General features: G+C 64.6%; 13 protein-coding genes. 9 read left to right on the forward strand and 4 right to left on the reverse strand.

What is annotated here, in order from left to right:
* Positions 1 to 17 precede the first annotated feature (17 nt).
* Complete coding sequence (locus BVH01_RS21735; protein WP_075932320.1) at positions 18 to 443, reverse strand: RNA-binding S4 domain-containing protein; 426 nt, start codon at positions 441 to 443, stop codon at positions 18 to 20.
* A gap of 90 nt (positions 444 to 533) precedes the next feature.
* Here BVH01_RS21735 and BVH01_RS21740 point away from each other — a divergent pair, with 90 nt between their 5' ends.
* The 4 genes from BVH01_RS21740 (at position 534) to BVH01_RS21755 (ending at position 3,661) form a co-directional block, all read left to right on the forward strand.
* A complete protein-coding gene (locus tag BVH01_RS21740; protein ID WP_075932321.1) occupies positions 534 to 1,325 on the forward strand; it encodes an EAL domain-containing protein in 792 nt (263 codons plus the stop codon).
* Between the two features lie 106 nt (positions 1,326 to 1,431).
* Positions 1,432 to 1,866, forward strand: coding sequence for an ATP-dependent zinc protease (locus BVH01_RS21745; protein WP_168172937.1), 435 nt, complete (start codon positions 1,432 to 1,434; stop codon positions 1,864 to 1,866).
* Positions 1,863 to 2,768: a 30S ribosomal protein S6--L-glutamate ligase gene (gene rimK, locus BVH01_RS21750; protein WP_070884623.1), complete on the forward strand. Its 906-nt coding sequence runs from the start codon at positions 1,863 to 1,865 to the stop codon at positions 2,766 to 2,768. Before BVH01_RS21745 ends, rimK begins: the two co-directional genes overlap by 4 nt.
* Complete coding sequence (locus tag BVH01_RS21755; RefSeq protein WP_075932322.1) at positions 2,765 to 3,661, forward strand: LD-carboxypeptidase; 897 nt, start codon at positions 2,765 to 2,767, stop codon at positions 3,659 to 3,661. The genes rimK and BVH01_RS21755 overlap by 4 nt, the downstream gene beginning before the upstream one ends.
* Before the next feature lie 4 nt (positions 3,662 to 3,665).
* Here BVH01_RS21755 and BVH01_RS21760 read toward each other — a convergent pair whose 3' ends face one another.
* The 3 genes from BVH01_RS21760 to ompR all read right to left on the reverse strand — a co-directional run bounded on the left by BVH01_RS21760 (position 3,666) and on the right by ompR (position 9,686).
* Positions 3,666 to 7,454, reverse strand: a complete 3,789-nt coding sequence (locus BVH01_RS21760; protein ID WP_075932323.1) for an EAL domain-containing protein — start codon at positions 7,452 to 7,454, stop codon at positions 3,666 to 3,668.
* Positions 7,455 to 7,544: 90 nt separating this feature from the next.
* On the reverse strand, positions 7,545 to 8,858 hold the full coding sequence (locus BVH01_RS21765; RefSeq protein WP_075932324.1) for an ATP-binding protein: 1,314 nt from the start codon (positions 8,856 to 8,858) through the stop codon (positions 7,545 to 7,547).
* 90 nt (positions 8,859 to 8,948) lie between these two features.
* Positions 8,949 to 9,686: a two-component system response regulator OmpR gene (gene ompR / locus BVH01_RS21770; RefSeq protein WP_073267397.1), complete on the reverse strand. Its 738-nt coding sequence runs from the start codon at positions 9,684 to 9,686 to the stop codon at positions 8,949 to 8,951.
* Positions 9,687 to 9,951: 265 nt separating this feature from the next.
* Here ompR and BVH01_RS21775 point away from each other — a divergent pair, with 265 nt between their 5' ends.
* The 5 genes from BVH01_RS21775 (at position 9,952) to BVH01_RS21795 (ending at position 15,535) form a co-directional block, all read left to right on the forward strand.
* Entirely contained in the window at positions 9,952 to 12,279 is a 2,328-nt protein-coding gene (locus BVH01_RS21775) for a Tex family protein (RefSeq protein ID WP_075932325.1), read from the forward strand.
* A gap of 3 nt (positions 12,280 to 12,282) precedes the next feature.
* Complete coding sequence (locus BVH01_RS21780; protein ID WP_075932326.1) at positions 12,283 to 12,672, forward strand: PaaI family thioesterase; 390 nt, start codon at positions 12,283 to 12,285, stop codon at positions 12,670 to 12,672.
* 354 nt (positions 12,673 to 13,026) lie between these two features.
* Positions 13,027 to 14,607 (forward strand): glutamate--cysteine ligase, encoded by a 1,581-nt coding sequence (gene gshA / locus BVH01_RS21785; RefSeq protein WP_075932327.1) that lies wholly within the window; start codon positions 13,027 to 13,029, stop codon positions 14,605 to 14,607.
* A 126-nt stretch (positions 14,608 to 14,733) separates the two neighbouring features.
* Entirely contained in the window at positions 14,734 to 14,970 is a 237-nt protein-coding gene (gene rmf / locus BVH01_RS21790) for a ribosome modulation factor (protein ID WP_075932328.1), read from the forward strand.
* Positions 14,971 to 15,076: 106 nt separating this feature from the next.
* Positions 15,077 to 15,535 (forward strand): MarR family winged helix-turn-helix transcriptional regulator, encoded by a 459-nt coding sequence (locus BVH01_RS21795; RefSeq protein WP_139317901.1) that lies wholly within the window; start codon positions 15,077 to 15,079, stop codon positions 15,533 to 15,535.
* The last annotated feature ends 232 nt before the right edge of the window (positions 15,536 to 15,767 follow it).

A 15,767-nucleotide genomic window follows, 5' to 3' on the forward strand; every position in this document is an offset into this window, starting at 1 on the left:
GCCCAGAGCAGGCCGCCCTACTCCACCCACTCCCCGGAGCCACCGCGTAGGTAGAACAGCTGCCGGCGCTGCTTCTTGCTCGGCCGCCCTTCGGTCTGCACGCCCAGGGCGCCGGCCTTGCGCTGCTCGGCGGCCAGCTCGCGGCGCACGATGCTTTCGCCGGTTTCGGCGTACAGGGTCTGCGCTTCGGGCGCTCCGCGACGCACCACCGACAGCGCCTGAACCACCACGGTGCGTTCATCGAAACCGGTACGGATCACGTACTCTTCGCCGACCCTAGGTTCCTTGCCTGGCTTGCAGCGCTCGCCCCGGCAATGCACCTTGCCGCCTTCGATCGCCGCCTTGGCCAGCGCACGGGTCTTGTAGAAGCGCGCGGCCCACAGCCACTTGTCCAAGCGAACCTTGTCATCGGCATCCTGCTTTGCCACCCTTACCTCACTCATTGCTGGCTATCATCACTATTCATTGTCACTCCAGCCTGTACGCATTGTCCCATGCATGCAAGCTCGAGCGATCCTCATTCTGGAGCAGCGGTGACCCACTTTCCCAGCGATCTCGTCCACCCCGAAAAATGCCGCGGCTGCCAGAGCAGCCCGGAGCTGGACTTCGACTTCCATTTCGCCTTCCAGCCGATCATCGACATCCGCAGCCGCCAGGTATTCGCCCATGAGGCGCTGGTGCGCGGGCCGGCGGGCGAAGGGGCGCTGTCCGTGCTCGAGCGCATCAACGACGACAATCGCTACCGTTTCGACCAGCGCTGCCGCACCCAGGCCATTGCCGAAGCCAAGCAACTGGGCATGGCCAGCTACCTGTCGATCAACTTCCTGCCCAACGCCGTATATCGCCCCGAGCTGTGCATTCGTAGCACCCTGGAAGCGGCGCGCCAGCATGACTTCCCCCTCGACCGGCTGATTTTCGAGACCCTGGAAAGCGATCACATGGTCGATAGCAGGCACCTGACCAATATCCTGCGCCAGTATCAGGAATTCGGGTTCAAGACGGCCATCGACGATTTCGGCGCCGGCCATTCCGGTCTCACTCTGCTGGCCGATTTCCAGCCCGACCTGATCAAACTGGACATGGCGCTGATCCGCGACGTCGACCAGGACAAGGCCCGCCAGGCCATCGTGCGCGGCATCCTCAGCATTTGTAATGATCTGGGTGTAAGGGTGATAGCCGAAGGGATCGAAACGCCGGGCGAGCGCGACTTCCTCGCCGCCAGCGGCATCGAACTGATGCAGGGTTTCCTGTTCGCCAGGCCGCAATTCCGGGGTTTGCCGACAGTCGCCGAAGCGGCGTGGGCATCCGCCACGATTACCCACTGACAGGCGTGCAGCACGGCGGATTTTCAGTACCATGCGCGCCTGATGCCAGCCCTAGTAGAGACGGAACGCGTTCTTGAAGACATTCGACCACCTCAACGTGATCGGCCTGCGCGAGTGGGTGAACCTGCCGGAGTTGGGCATCGTCGGCCTGCGCGCCAAGATCGACACTGGCGCCAGCACGTCGAGCCTGCACGCCAGCGACATTCAGCCATTCGAGCGCGACGGAGAACGCTGGGTGCGCTTCACCGCCTACATCGGCACCCAGGTGCAGCGCCGGCATCGCTGCGAGGCGCGCCTGGTCGCGCTCAAGACCATCAAGAGTTCCAACGGCCAGGCCCAGAGCCGCTACGTGATCCGTACCAGCCTGATGCTGGGCGATCTGCAGTGGCCGGTGGAGTTCACCCTGGCCAGCCGCAAGACCATGCGTTATCGCATGTTGCTCGGTTCCAAAGCCCTGGTCGACGGCCAACTGGTGGTCAACCCGGCGCTCACTTACGTACAAGACAAACCCGTGCTTCCCGACCCGACCGGTGCCCAATGAAAATCGCTGTGCTGTCGCGCAATCCGCGCCTGTATTCCACGCGTCGCCTGGTCGAAGCCGGGCAACAGCGCGGCCATGAAATGGTGGTGATCGATACCCTGCGCGCCTACATGAACATCGCCAGCCACAAGCCGCAGATCCATTATCGCGGTAAACCGCTGGAAGGCTTCGACGCGGTGATCCCGCGCATCGGCGCCTCGGTGACCTTCTACGGCTGCGCGGTGCTACGCCAGTTCGAGATGATGGGCGTGGTACCGCTCAACGAATCGGTGGCCATCGCCCGCTCGCGGGACAAGCTGCGCTCGCTGCAGTTGCTGTCGCGGCGCGGCATCGGCCTGCCGGTGACCGGCTTCGCCCACTCGCCGGACGACATTCCCGACCTGATCCAGATGGTCAACGGCGCGCCACTGGTGATCAAGGTGCTCGAAGGCACCCAGGGCATCGGCGTGGTGCTGTGCGAAACCGAAAAGGCCGCCGAATCGGTGATCGAGGCCTTCATGGGCCTCAAGCAAAACATCATGGTGCAGGAATACATCAAGGAAGCCGGCGGCGCCGACATCCGCTGCTTCGTGGTCGGCGACAAGGTCATCGCGGCGATGAAGCGCCAGGCCAAGCCCGGCGAGTTCCGCTCCAACCTGCACCGCGGCGGCACCGCCAGCCTGATCAAGATCACCCCGGAAGAACGCATGACCGCCATTCGCGCCGCCAAGGTGATGGGCCTGTCGGTGGCCGGCGTCGACATCCTGCGCTCCAACCACGGCCCGCTGGTGATGGAGGTGAACTCCTCGCCCGGCCTGGAAGGCATCGAGGTGACTACCGGCAAGGACGTTGCCGGGATGATCATCGGCTACCTGGAAAAGAACGGCGGCCCCAACCTGACACGTACCAAGGGTAAAGGATGAATACAGCCTTCAAGGGCCGCGTGGCCCTGATCGCCCCCGCCTCGGCAATCGCCAACGAGATCTTCGATGCCACCCTGGCGCAGCTCGACGTGCAGGGCATCGATTACCACCTGGGCCGCCACGTGCGCGCCCGGCATCGTTATCTGGCGGGCACGCCGGCGCAACGCCTGGAAGACCTGCACGAAGCGTTCTGCCTGCCGGATATCGACGCCGTCTGGTGCCTGCGCGGCGGCTACGGCAGCGCGCAACTGCTGCCGGGCATCGACTGGGCGCTGCTGCAGCGCGCCAGCCCAAGGCCGCTGATCGGTTACTCGGACCTGTCGGTGCTGCTCGACGCCTTCGCTCGCCATGAGCTGCCCGGCATCCACGGCCCGGTGGCCACCGCGCTCGGCCTGCAGGCCCTGTCCGCACCAGCCGGCCAACGCGAACGGCTGGCGTCGATGCGCTCGCTGTGGGATCTGCTGCAGGACCGCAGCCACTCGCTACCCGTACGCCACCTCAGCGGCCCGAAAACTGCCGTGAACGGCCCTCTGGTCGGCGGCAACCTCACCGCCCTGGCCAGCGGCTGCGGCACCGTTGCGGGCATGCAGCTGCCGAACGATGCCATCCTGATACTCGAAGACGTCGGCGAGCCGTACTACCGCCTGGAGCGCAGCTTCTGGCAGCTGTTCGAAAGTTTCGCCGAGCGCCGCCCGGCCGCCGTGTGCCTGGGCAGCTTCACCGACTGCCCACGGCGCGGCGTGCAGCACAGCATCGAGGAAATCATCGGCGAGTATCTGCCGCCCTTCGACATCCCGCTCTATGGCGAGCTGCCCAGCGGCCACGGCGACGCCAACTTCGCCTGGCCGTACGGCCGCAAGGCGCGCTTGCAGGGTGACGAACTGAGCTGGTGAAGGCTCAGGAACGGGCCTGCCGCGGCGGGCCCATTCGCTTCAGGAACTCCGCCTCGACCATTGGCCTGCCCAGCAGATAACCCTGGCCGAACTCGCAACCCAGGCGCTTCAAGTGCTCGAGCTGGTCGGTGGTTTCGATGCCCTCGGCCACGCATTCCAGGCCCAGGTTGCGGGCGATCATCAGAATGGTTTCCACCAGCAGGACATTGTTGCCGTTGCCGCTGGTCCCCAGGTCCTGGGTGAAACTGCGGTCGATCTTCAGCCGGTCCAGCGGCAGGCGCTTGAGATAGGTCAGGGACGAATAGCCGGTGCCGAAGTCGTCGATCGAGAAACGTACGCCGAGTTGCTTGAGCGCGCGCATGTTGGCGATGCACTGCTCGACGTCCTCGAGCAGCACGCCTTCGGTGAGTTCCAGCTCCAAGGCCGCGGCCGGCACGCCGTAGCGCTCCAGGCAGCCGCGCACCCGTTCGACGCACTCGCGGCTGCGCAGCTCGCGCGGGCTGAGGTTCACCGCCAGCACCACGTCCGGGTGCTCCGCCAGCCAAGCCTGCAGGGTGGCGCAGGCACGCTCGAGCACCCAATTGCCAATTTCCTGGATCAAGCCTGTCTCTTCGGCCAGGGGAATGAAATGGCCCGGCAGGATCTCGCCCTTTTCCGGGTGCGCCCAGCGCACCAGCACCTCGGCACCGATCAGCTGGCCATCATCCAGCTGCAGTTGCGGCTGGAACACCAGGTAAAGCTGATCCCGGGCAATCGCCTGGCGCAGCTCGCCCTGAAGCTGCAGGCGCTGGTCGATGGCCGCCTGCATGGCGGGCGCGAAGAAATGCAGGGCGTTGCGACCACCCTGCTTGGCGCGATACATGGCGGTGTCGGCCTGCTTGAGCACATCGGCGGCGTTCTGCTCACCGAACGGATGCAGGGCGATACCGATGCTGGCGCTCATGGATAACTCATGACCGTCGATCACGCAGGGCCGTTCCAGGCTCTTGAGCAGGCGCTCGCCGACCATCGCAGCCTGCTCGCCCGCCAGCTGGGCATTGGCATCCAGGCCCTCTAGCAGCACTACGAACTCATCACCGCCCATGCGTGCCAGGGTGTCTTCGGTACGCAGTTGCCCTTCCAAGCGGGCAGTCACTTCACGCAGCAGGCTGTCACCGACCAGGTGGCCGAGGCTGTCGTTGACCGTCTTGAAATGGTCGAGGTCGATGAACAGCAGCGCGCCCAGGCTGCCCTGGCGTATCTCACGATCCATGGCATGCTGCAGGCGGTCGAGCATCAGCCGGCGGTTTGGCAGGCCGGTCAGCTCGTCGCTGTAGGCCAGGCGCTCGATCTCCCGCTGGTAACGCTGGCGCTCGGAAATATCGGTGACGCTGCAGCGAATCAACACCGGCTCGCCCGGCAACCGCACCAGGCGCACCTCGCAAGGGAATTGCCGGCCGCTGCTGTCCTGATGCAACCATTCGAACACCGGCACTTCGCCGCGCAGGGCGGCCTTGAGATAGTGTTTGGCAGCCTCGGAGGACGGCCTGCCGTCGGCCTGAACCTCCGGGCTCAGCTCGAAAGGCCGGCGGCTGAGCAGTTCTTCACGTCGATAGCCGAACAGGCGCAGGGCGTTGCCGTTGAAATCGACCATGCCGCCCTCTTCGCTGTAGAGCATGATTGCCTCGGGCGCATGCTCGACGACGGTGCGATAGCGGGCCTCAGCTTCGTAGCGAGCGCTGATGTCCTCGACCAGCAGCAGGAACATGCTGACGCCGCCATTGGTGCGTCGCACCGCACGCAGGTGCAGGCGCGTCTGCACCGGGCTGCCGTCGGCGCGCAGGAAGTTGCGATCGCGCTCGAAGCCCTCGCGACTACCGCTGCGCACGTCGTCGAGCAGGGGCTGCTCGGCCTCAAGATCCTCGGGGCTGCTGATGCTGGCCCAACTGGATTCCATCAGTTGCTCCCGGCTCAGGCCAAGGATGCTGCACAGTTTGAGGTTGACTTCCGACCAGCCGAAGGTCGGGGTGATCAGCGCCATGCCGATCAGCGGTGCCTCGAAGAACAGGCGCAGTCGATCATCGCGCTCTCGCAGTTGCTGCTCGGTACGGCGCCGCGCAGTGATGTCCTGAGCGGCGCCATAGATGCGCACCAGCTCGCCACCGTCGCGCTCGGCCACGCCAAGTAGCCTGACCCAGCGCGTGCGGCCCTTGGCGGTACTGCCACGCACCTCGATATCGAACTGGTCGTCGCCCTTGTACATTTTCTGCAGGGTACGGCCGATCAGCTCGCGGCCAGAGACGTCGAACTGGTTCAGCGATTCCTCGAAAGACGGCGCGCCGCTTTTCGGATCCAGCTCGTAGATGGCAAAGCAGCCGGCGCTCCAGTACATGCTCATGTCGCGCATGTTCAGCGACCAGCCGCCCAGATCGGCGATGTTTTCGGTCTGGGTGAACAGGTGGCTCTGCTGCTGCAGGGTCTCGCTCTGGCGCACCATGTCCTGGGCCAGTTGCTCGCGGGTGCTGACGTCCTGCTGCATGACGATGAAGTGGCTGACGCCTTCTTCGTCGCGCATCGGCGCCAGAATCACCTCGCCCCAGAAGGCCTCGCCGTCCTGGCGCTGCAGGCGCAACACCGCGTTGCCAGGTACCTCGCGGCGGATCGCGGTTTCCAGTACATGCAGGCCTTCGTGGCGTTTCTCGCCGCGCAGCAGCTCGAACAGGCTCAGGCCGAGGGTTGCATCGGCCTCGCGCCCGGTGATCTGTTCGAAGGCCGGGTTGCAGTAGATCAGCGGCAATTCGGCCCGCCGCGCATCTGCAATCAAGACACCCAATGGGCTGGCGTCCAATGCCGAATGCGCTAGGTTCAGCTGGCGTTGTACCGCCGCGCTATGGCCGAGGGCCAGGCGCAGGTCGGTGAGGCTGCGGCCGATCAGCAGCGCCGCCAGGACGAACAGCAGGATGCCGAAGTGCAGCTCGACACGCTGCGGATCGATCCAGCTGCCGCCAGCGGTGACCGCGTGAAACCAGGGCAACACCAGGATGGCGATGGCGCTGATCGCGGCCCCGCACACCGCCCCGGAAAACCCCCAGACCAGCGCCAGCCCCAGCATGACCAGGCCCACGGCCGGCATCTTCAAGGGTGTCGGCAACAGTTCCAGCAGCACCGGCAGACATACCAGCACCGGCAACAGTACGTATAGCGAGGGCAACGTGCGCAGGGCCATGGGAACTTGCAACAGGGGCGACGCGATGCCCCCGGCCGGCATCAGCCAGCCGCGCCGGCGCAACCAGGGGCTGAGGTAGGTCAGCAAGGGGATGGAAATCACCAGCGCGGTGAGGCTGTCGACCAGCCAGAGCGTCAGCACCAACTGCGGTACCTGCGCCACGATCAGTTCGTCGAGCAGCAACCGGCAGCCGATCAACAGCAGGCAGGTGACTGCTGCCGGTATCAGCACACCGAGAAGGATGAAGCGCAACACGTGGCTGATGTCCGGCAGGGCGACGTCGAACGGCCGCCAGCGCAGCAGCAGGTAACAGCAGGCGACGCCCAGGGTTTCCGGCGCCGCGTGCAGGGGCGCCTGGTGCCAGTCCAGCCCCCACAGCGGCGTGGACAACACCGCATTGGCGTAAAGCGCCCACAGCACTCGCGGCCCCCACCAGAGCACCAGTACCAGCCCGAGGGCGAATGGCAGATAGAGGATACCCAGCCCACCCTCGAACTGGGTGATCAGAGATAGCTGTGTCGCCAGATGAAAGACCGGCAGTGGTAGCCACCAGGTCCAGAACGGCAAGCGTTCGGCAGTGCGGGGCATACGAACCTCATATCGCTATGCCAGCACAGCATGAAGCAGCCTATCGGGGCTGTACAGGTGCCTGCATCGAGTTAACAGCCTAGTCGAGAATCAGGCCGCGTCGCGTGGCAACAATAACCCCAGAGGCAGACAGATACGGGCCTCCAGCCCACCACCTGTACGATTGCGCAGTTCCACGCTACCGCCATGTAGCGAAGCGATGCGCTTGACGATGGCCAGCCCCAGCCCGGCTCCCTTTCCACCGCGGGCGCTGTCGCCACGGATGAACGGGTTGACGATGTTGCTCAGCTCGCTCGGATCGATGCCGGCGCCACGGTCCATCACGCTTAGCACCACATAGGGCGCGCTGTGGTCACCAGCCACCGACAGAACGATTTCCACCGGGCTGCCGCCATAACGCAAGGCGTTCTCGATCAGGTTGACGATCAGTCGCTTGATCGACACCCGGCGCAGCGGAAAGGCCGGAATCGGCTCGAGGAACAGGCGCACCTGTTCGCTCTTCTGATTGTAAGGGGCGACCACCTCACGAATCAGCTCGGGCAGCACCAGGTCTTCGACAGGCTCGTCACGACCGTCACGGATGAAGGCCAGGAACTGATCGAGAATGGCGTCCATGTCCTCGATATCGCGCACCATGTCATCGGTCAGCTCGGAGTCATGGTCGAGAAACTCCAGGGACAGCCTCAACCGCGTCAGCGGCGTACGCAGGTCATGGGACACCCCGGCGAGCATCAGCTCGCGCTCGCGCCCGGCCTGCTCGACGTCCTCGGCCATCTGGTTGAATGCGCGGTACACCTCGGCCATTTCACTCGGCGTATCGCCGACCGGCAATCGCACGCTGCGGCCCTGGCCAAACTGGCGGGCAGCGATCACCAGGCGCTTGAGTGGCGCGCTGAGCTGACGCACGAAGATCCATGCCGCCGCCGTGGACAGCAGGCCGATACCCAGGAACCAGCCCAGCACGCTCCAGATCCGCTGGCCACGCAACGGATGCGGGTAGAGCGGCACGCGAATCCAGTCTTCACCCAGCGTTGGCGCGTGCACCCAGAGCGCTGGCGGGCTCTTGGCCCGTACGCGGGTTTCGGTGTCGGGGCCGAGTTCGGACTGCATCTGCCGCTGGAAGATCTCGCTGTAGGGCCAGTGCTCCTCGCTGGCGGGCACTTCGGCACGCGTCACCCGCTTGAGGCCGGCAGCCTCGGCGATATCGCCACGATCCTCGGGATTCGCCGCCCAGTAGGCGCGCAGGGTCAACGCGGCGCCGTGGCTGTATTGACGGTCGACCAGCACGTCCTCGTTCATCATCAGGTAAACGAGGGTCAGCGCTTTGGAAAACAGCACGACGATCAGCACCAGCCAGAGGGTGCGCGAGAAGAAACTTTGCGGAAACCAGAGTGGAGCTTTCATAGAAACAGGAGCCGGGCAAAACGCTGAGGGCGGGGCTGAACGAACGAGGGCTGGCATCGATCGCCAGCCCTCCAGCGCTATGTATCCGTTTTACTTGTTGCCGTCCGGTACGAACACATACCCCACGCCCCAGACGGTCTGGATATAGCGCGGCTTGGACGGATCAGGCTCGATCAGCCGGCGCAGACGGGAAATCTGCACGTCGATGGAGCGCTCCAGGGCGTCCCACTCACGACCGCGGGCCAGATTCATCAGCTTGTCGCGGGTAAGCGGCTCGCGGGCGTGCTGCACCAGCGCCTTGAGCACCGCGAACTCACCGGTGGTGAGCATGTGCACCTCGTCGCCCTTCTTCAGTTCACGAGTGGCCAGGGACAGCTCGTAATCACCGAAGGTGACGCTCTCGTCTTCGCTGCCCGGCGCGCCCGGCACTACCGGCGCCTGGCGGCGCAGTACGGCCTTGATGCGGGCCAGCAGTTCGCGTGGGTTGAACGGCTTGGCCAGGTAATCGTCGGCACCGATTTCCAGGCCCTGGATGCGGCTACCTTCGTCGCCCTTGGCGGTGAGCATGATGATCGGCACCTGGTTGTTGGAGGCGCGCAGGCGACGGCAGGCGCTCATGCCGTCTTCGCCCGGCAGCATCAGGTCGAGCACCACCAGGTTGAACAGCTCGCGCGATAGCAGGCGGTCCATTTGCTCGACGTTCTCCACGGCGCGTACGCGATAGCCCTGCTCGTCGAAGAAACGCTCGAGCAGGCGACGCAGACGGGCGTCGTCATCGACAATCAGGATCTTTTCGCCTTCGACCGGTTGTACTGCAGTGCTGCTCATAGAGGCTCCTTGACCGAGAGTCCGCGACGCGTTGCGTCCGGCTGACCGGCGGCATTATGGCTCAGAGGCCGTGTAGACCACGTATTGTCCATTGTTAGCAGATTTTTCGCTGTCGTTCGCGCACTTCGCGCCGATTCATGGTCTGACAGCCGCCAATGGCGAGTGGCCTGTGCCCCTGCGGGCGTGGCTATAATGCGCCGTTTTATAGTCCGGCTCATCACGAGCGAGGCCGGTTTTAGTCGTTTCAAGGTGGATTCTTCTTTCTATGCTCAGCATCAACAACCGTATCGCCGAAGAACTGGGCGTACGCCCGCAACAGGTCGCCGCCGCCGTACAGCTGCTGGATGAAGGTTCCACCGTGCCGTTCATCGCCCGTTACCGCAAGGAAGTCACCGGCAGCCTCGACGATACCCAGCTGCGCAATCTGGAAGAGCGCCTGCGTTATCTGCGCGAACTCGATGATCGCCGCGCGAGCATCCTCGCCAGCATCGAGGAACAGGGCAAGCTGACCCCCGAACTGACCCGCGAGATCAACCTCGCCGACACCAAGACGCGCCTCGAAGACCTTTACCTGCCCTATAAGCAGAAGCGCCGCACCAAGGGCCAGATTGCCCTGGAAGCCGGCCTCGGCGAGCTGGCCGACGCACTGTTCAATGACCCGAACCTGACCCCGGAGAGCGAAGCGGCGCGCTTCATCGATGCCGAGAAAGGCTTCGCCGACACCAAGGCGGTGCTCGAAGGCGCCAAGTACATTCTAATGGAACGCTTCGCCGAAGACGCCAGCCTGCTCAGCAGCCTGCGCAGCTTCCTCAAGGACAACGCCACCCTGAGCGCCAGGGTAATCGCCAGCAAGGAAACCGAGGGCGCCAAGTTCCGTGACTACTTCGAGCATGACGAAAAGCTCAAGGGCGCCCCGTCGCACCGCGCCCTGGCGATTTTCCGCGGGCGCAACGAGGGCATTCTCACTGCCAGTCTCAAGGTCGGCGAAGAGCTTCCCGGCACCCTGCACCCGTGCGAGGGCATGATCGCCGAGCGTTTCGGCATCGCCAACCAGGGTCGTGCCGGCGACAAGTGGCTGGGGGAAGTGGTGCGCTGGACCTGGAAGGTCAAGCTCTACACCCACCTGGAAACCGATCTGCTCGGCGAACTGCGTGAAGGCGCCGAGGACGAGGCGATCAGCGTGTTCGCCCGCAACCTGCACGATCTGCTGCTGGCCGCACCCGCAGGCCCGCGCGCGACCCTGGGCCTCGACCCGGGCCTGCGCACCGGTTGCAAGGTGGCCGTGGTCGACGCCACCGGCAAGCTGCTCGACACCGCCACCGTCTACCCGCACGCCCCTCGCAATGACTGGGACGGCACCCTCAACGTGCTGGCCAAGCTGTGCGCCAAGCACGGCGTCGACCTGATCGCCATCGGCAATGGCACCGCTAGCCGTGAGACCGACAAGCTGGCCATCGAGCTGATCAAGAAGTACCCGGGCCTGAAAATGACCAAGATCATGGTCAGCGAGGCCGGCGCCTCGGTGTATTCGGCCTCGGAGCTGGCGGCCAGGGAATTCCCCGATCTGGACGTATCCCTGCGCGGCGCAGTGAGCATCGCTCGCCGCCTGCAGGACCCGCTGGCCGAGCTGGTGAAGATCGACCCGAAATCCATTGGCGTGGGCCAGTACCAGCACGATGTGTCCCAACTGAAGCTGGCGCGCAGCCTGGACGCCGTGGTGGAAGACTGCGTGAACGCCGTGGGCGTGGACGTCAACACCGCCTCTAGCGCCCTGCTGGCGCGGATTTCTGGCCTCAACGCGACCCTTGCGCAGAATATCGTCGCCCATCGCGACGCTCATGGCGCCTTCAAGACCCGTGACGCCCTGAAGAAGGTCCCGCGCCTGGGCGACAAGACCTTCGAACAGGCCGCCGGCTTCCTGCGCGTGATGAATGGCGACAACCCGCTGGACGCCTCCGCCGTGCACCCGGAAACCTACCCGCTGGTGCAGCGCATCGCCGCCGACACTGGCCGCGACATCCGCTCGCTGATCGGCGATGCTGGCTTTCTCAAGCGCCTGGATCCGAAGAAATTCACAGACGAGACCTTCGGCCAGGTGACGGTCAGCGACATCCTCAGCGAGCTGGAAAAACCCGGCCGCGACCCACGCCCCGAGTTCAAGACCGCCGAGTTCCAAGAAGGCGTGGAAACCCTCAAAGACCTCGAATTGGGGATGATCCTGGAAGGCGTGGTTACCAACGTGACCAACTTCGGCGCCTTCGTCGACATCGGCGTACACCAGGACGGCCTGGTGCACATCTCGGCGCTCTCCGAGAAATTCATCAAGGACCCGCACGAGGCCGTCAAAGCCGGCGACGTGGTCAAAGTCAAGGTCATGGAAGTGGACATCCCGCGCAATCGCATCGCCCTGTCGATGCGCATGAGCGACACCCCGGGCGAGAAGGTCGATGGCCCCCGAGGCGGCGGTCGCCAGGGCGCGGGCAAGGGCGGCCAGACGCCGCGCAGCGAGCGCCACTCCGGCCAGGACAAACCCGCTCCGGCCAATGCCGCCATGGCTTCTCTGTTCGCCAACGCCAAACAACTGAGGAAATAAGCGATGAGCCAATCCGCAGACGAGATCGGCAAAAGCAGCGCCTTCGGGCGCCTGCTCGGCTTGCAGATCGTCAAGGCCGAGGCCGGCGAGGCGATCATCGCCCTGAGCATGCACGATGGCCTGCGCAACCTTCATGGCAAGCTGCACGGCGGCGCGCTGTTCTCGCTGATCGACACTGCCATGGGCCAGGCCAGCCACAGCCTCACCGACGGCGAGCCGAGCAGCGTGACCCTGGAGTGCAAGGTCAACTACATCCGCGGCGTCACCGAAGGTGACCTGAGCTGCCGCGCCTGGGTCATCCACGCTGGCCGCCGCACCCAGGTGATCGAAGCCGAGGTGCACCAGCACGACAAGCTGGTGGCCAAGGCCCAGGCCACCTTCGCCTGCCTCTGAGGCCCGACTCAAGCACAGTTCGTAGGGTGGACCGGGTCGCGTAGACGACGTTTCACCTACGCGGCCCGATCCGTCCACCGCCCCGTGATCGCAACGGTGGATGAAAAGAGCGTCAGTTACGCGCCCCGATCCACCCTCCGTCTGTTCCTGCCTTGTAGCTGCCGCCTCATGCGCATACAGATCGTGAACAGGCTCTGAGGCCCAGGTCACGCGCGGCAGAGCTTGAAAGCTGCCTGCACGTGTCGCTAAAACGTACATCCCTTTCGCCAGACGACCAACGTCAGCAATTCGCCCCTTGTAGAGTCCAGCGTCCACCCCCATATTGGGGCGACCGCTGCGTGAAGGAATGCAATCTTGAGCGACCTGTTCTCCCGCCGTCTGGCCCTGCTCGGCGAGCACGCCAACCTGTCCCTGCTCTCCCAGTGCCTGCATGGCATCGAGCGTGAATGCCTGCGCGTCGATGAAAGTGGCCAGCTGGCGCTGAGCGGCCATTCCACTGCGCTGGGCTCGGCGCTGACCAACGGGCAGATCACCACGGACTATTCCGAATCCCTGCTCGAGTTCATCACCGCCACGGCGGTCGACCCCGGCGAGACCCTGGCCGAGCTCGATCGCATCCACCGCTTCGTGTACAGCAAGCTGGACGGCGAGTACCTGTGGAGCCCCTCGATGCCAGGCCCGCTGCCCGAAGAAGAGGTCATCCCGATCGCCCGATACGGCAGTTCGCATATCGGCCAGCTCAAGTACGTGTACCGTAAGGGCCTGGCCCTGCGTTACGGCAAGACCATGCAGTGCATCGCCGGTATCCACTACAACTTCTCCCTGCCCGAGCAGCTGTGGGCCGTGCTGCAGGAAGCCGAAGGCGACGGGCGCAGCGCGCGCGACTATCAGTCCTCGCGCTACATCGCGTTGATCCGCAACTTCCGCCGCTACAGTTGGCTGCTGATGTACCTGTTCGGCGCCTCGCCGGCACTGGACAAGAATTTCATGCGCGGCCGCTCGCACCAGCTCCAGGAGCTGGACGCCGACACCCTGTACCTGCCCTACGCCACCAGCCTGCGCATGAGCGACCTGGGTTACCAGAGCGAGGCCCAAGCCGGGCTGACGCCCTGCTACAACGACCTGGCCAGCTACACCGACAGCCTGCGCCAGGCCGTCGGTACGCCGTATCCGCCCTACGTCGACATCGGCACCAAGAAGGACGGCGAGTGGCTGCAGCTCAACACCAATGTGCTGCAGATCGAGAACGAGTACTACTCCAACATTCGCCCGAAGCGCGTGACCTACAGCGGCGAGCGGCCGATCCAGGCGCTGATGGCCCGTGGCGTGCAGTACGTCGAGGCGCGCTGCCTGGACATCAATCCGTTCCTGCCGATGGGCATCGACCTCGCCGAGTCGCGCTTCCTCGATGCCTTCCTGCTCTACTGCGCCCTGCAGGACAGCCCGCAGCTGAGCAACGGCGAATGCGGCAGTTGCTCGGATAACTTCCTCAAGGTGGTCAAGGAAGGTCGCCGTCCTGGCCTGCACCTGCAGCGCCATGGTGCGCCCGTGGTCCTGCAGAGCTGGGCCCACGAACTGCTCGACGGCATCGAAGCGATCACCAGGCTGCTCGACCGCAGCCAGGGGACGGACGCCCATGGCGCCGCCCTGCAGGCCCAACGCGCGAAAATCGACGATGCCAGCCTGACGCCGTCGGCCCAGGTGCTCGCCGAACTGCAGAAAGGCGAAAGCTTCGCGGCGTTTTCCCTGCGCCAGAGCAAGCGTCACGCCGAGCATTTCCGCGGCCAGCCATTGAACGCCGAGCAGCAAGCCGAATTCGAGCAGGCCGCCCAGCGCTCACTGCAGGAACAGGCCGAGCTCGAAGCTCACGAGGAAGGCGACTTCGACAGCTTCGCCGCCGCCTACCAGGCCAGCATCCTCGCCCTGGCCGTGTAAAACGGCCAGGCCCGCGACGACTGCGTCACAAAAAAAACCAATGGTCATAAATCCGGGACAGGTGGCCCGGTTTGACCAGACGGATTTGGCTAGCATGGTTTGCAAGCCTCTTTGCGAATCCCTCTCATGAGCCACCGCGACAACAAGCAACACTGGAGCCTGGAAAGCCTCACCAAGGCGTACCAGCAGGGCTATATGGCGGGCCTCGCCGGTCACGCTGCCGACACCCTGCCCTTCGCCGACAGCATTCCTGCTGCTGCCTGGGAGGCCGGCTGGGTCGATGGCGAAGGCCAGCGGCGGCTAAGCGCAGAGAAGCTCAACCGCTCTCCAGGCAGTGCACCTGGTGCCAAGAAGCGGGCCTGAGTCGACGCGCCTGCCTCCTCGACGCTGGTCAGCCAGCGCACCACGGTGCAAAATGCTTAATTCGCTTAACTGAAGAAGCCAAGCCATGAGCAACGTTTCCAGCCAGATGGACACTTCGCCCGCGACCAGCGCTCCTGGTGACGCGCTGCCTGACAGCTGGCTGGACACCCTGGTGGGTTATGCGCTGCGTCGCGCCCAACTGAAGGTATTCCAGCACCTGGTCGGCAACCTGGCCCAGCATGACCTGCGCCCGGCACAGTTCACCGCGATGGTGATCATCGACAACGAGCCGGGCCTGATGCAGGCCGACCTGGCCCGCCAACTGGCCATCGAGCCGCCACAATTGGTACCGCTGCTCAACAAGCTGGAAAGCCGTGGCTTGGCCCAGCGTGTTCGCGGCGTGCAGGACAAGCGCGCCTATGGCGTGTTCCTCACCAAGGCAGGCATCGCCCTGCTCGGCCAGCTCAAGGCCATCGCCGTGGCCAGCGACGAAGCGGCTACCGCCGCCCTTGACGACGACGAACGTAACCAGCTGCTGCGGTTGCTGCATAAGGTCAACGGCTAAGGCGGCTTGGTAGAGGCCGCTTGAAGCGGCAACTCAAACCAACCTGTGGGAGCCCCGACCTCGGGGCGAAACGATTGCAGCCTGACCGCCTATCGGCGGTGCCTGACTAATTCGCCGCGAGGTCGCGGCTCCCACAAAAACGGGCCAAGTTCTCAGAACCTGTCTCGGATCTTTTCCTGCACACTATGGGTATGAGAAAGCACCGTTACCCGAGCGATGTGAGTCGCGAGCA

It is taken from the genome of Pseudomonas sp. PA1(2017) (assembly GCF_001945375.1).
GTDB lineage: Bacteria > Pseudomonadota > Gammaproteobacteria > Pseudomonadales > Pseudomonadaceae > Aquipseudomonas.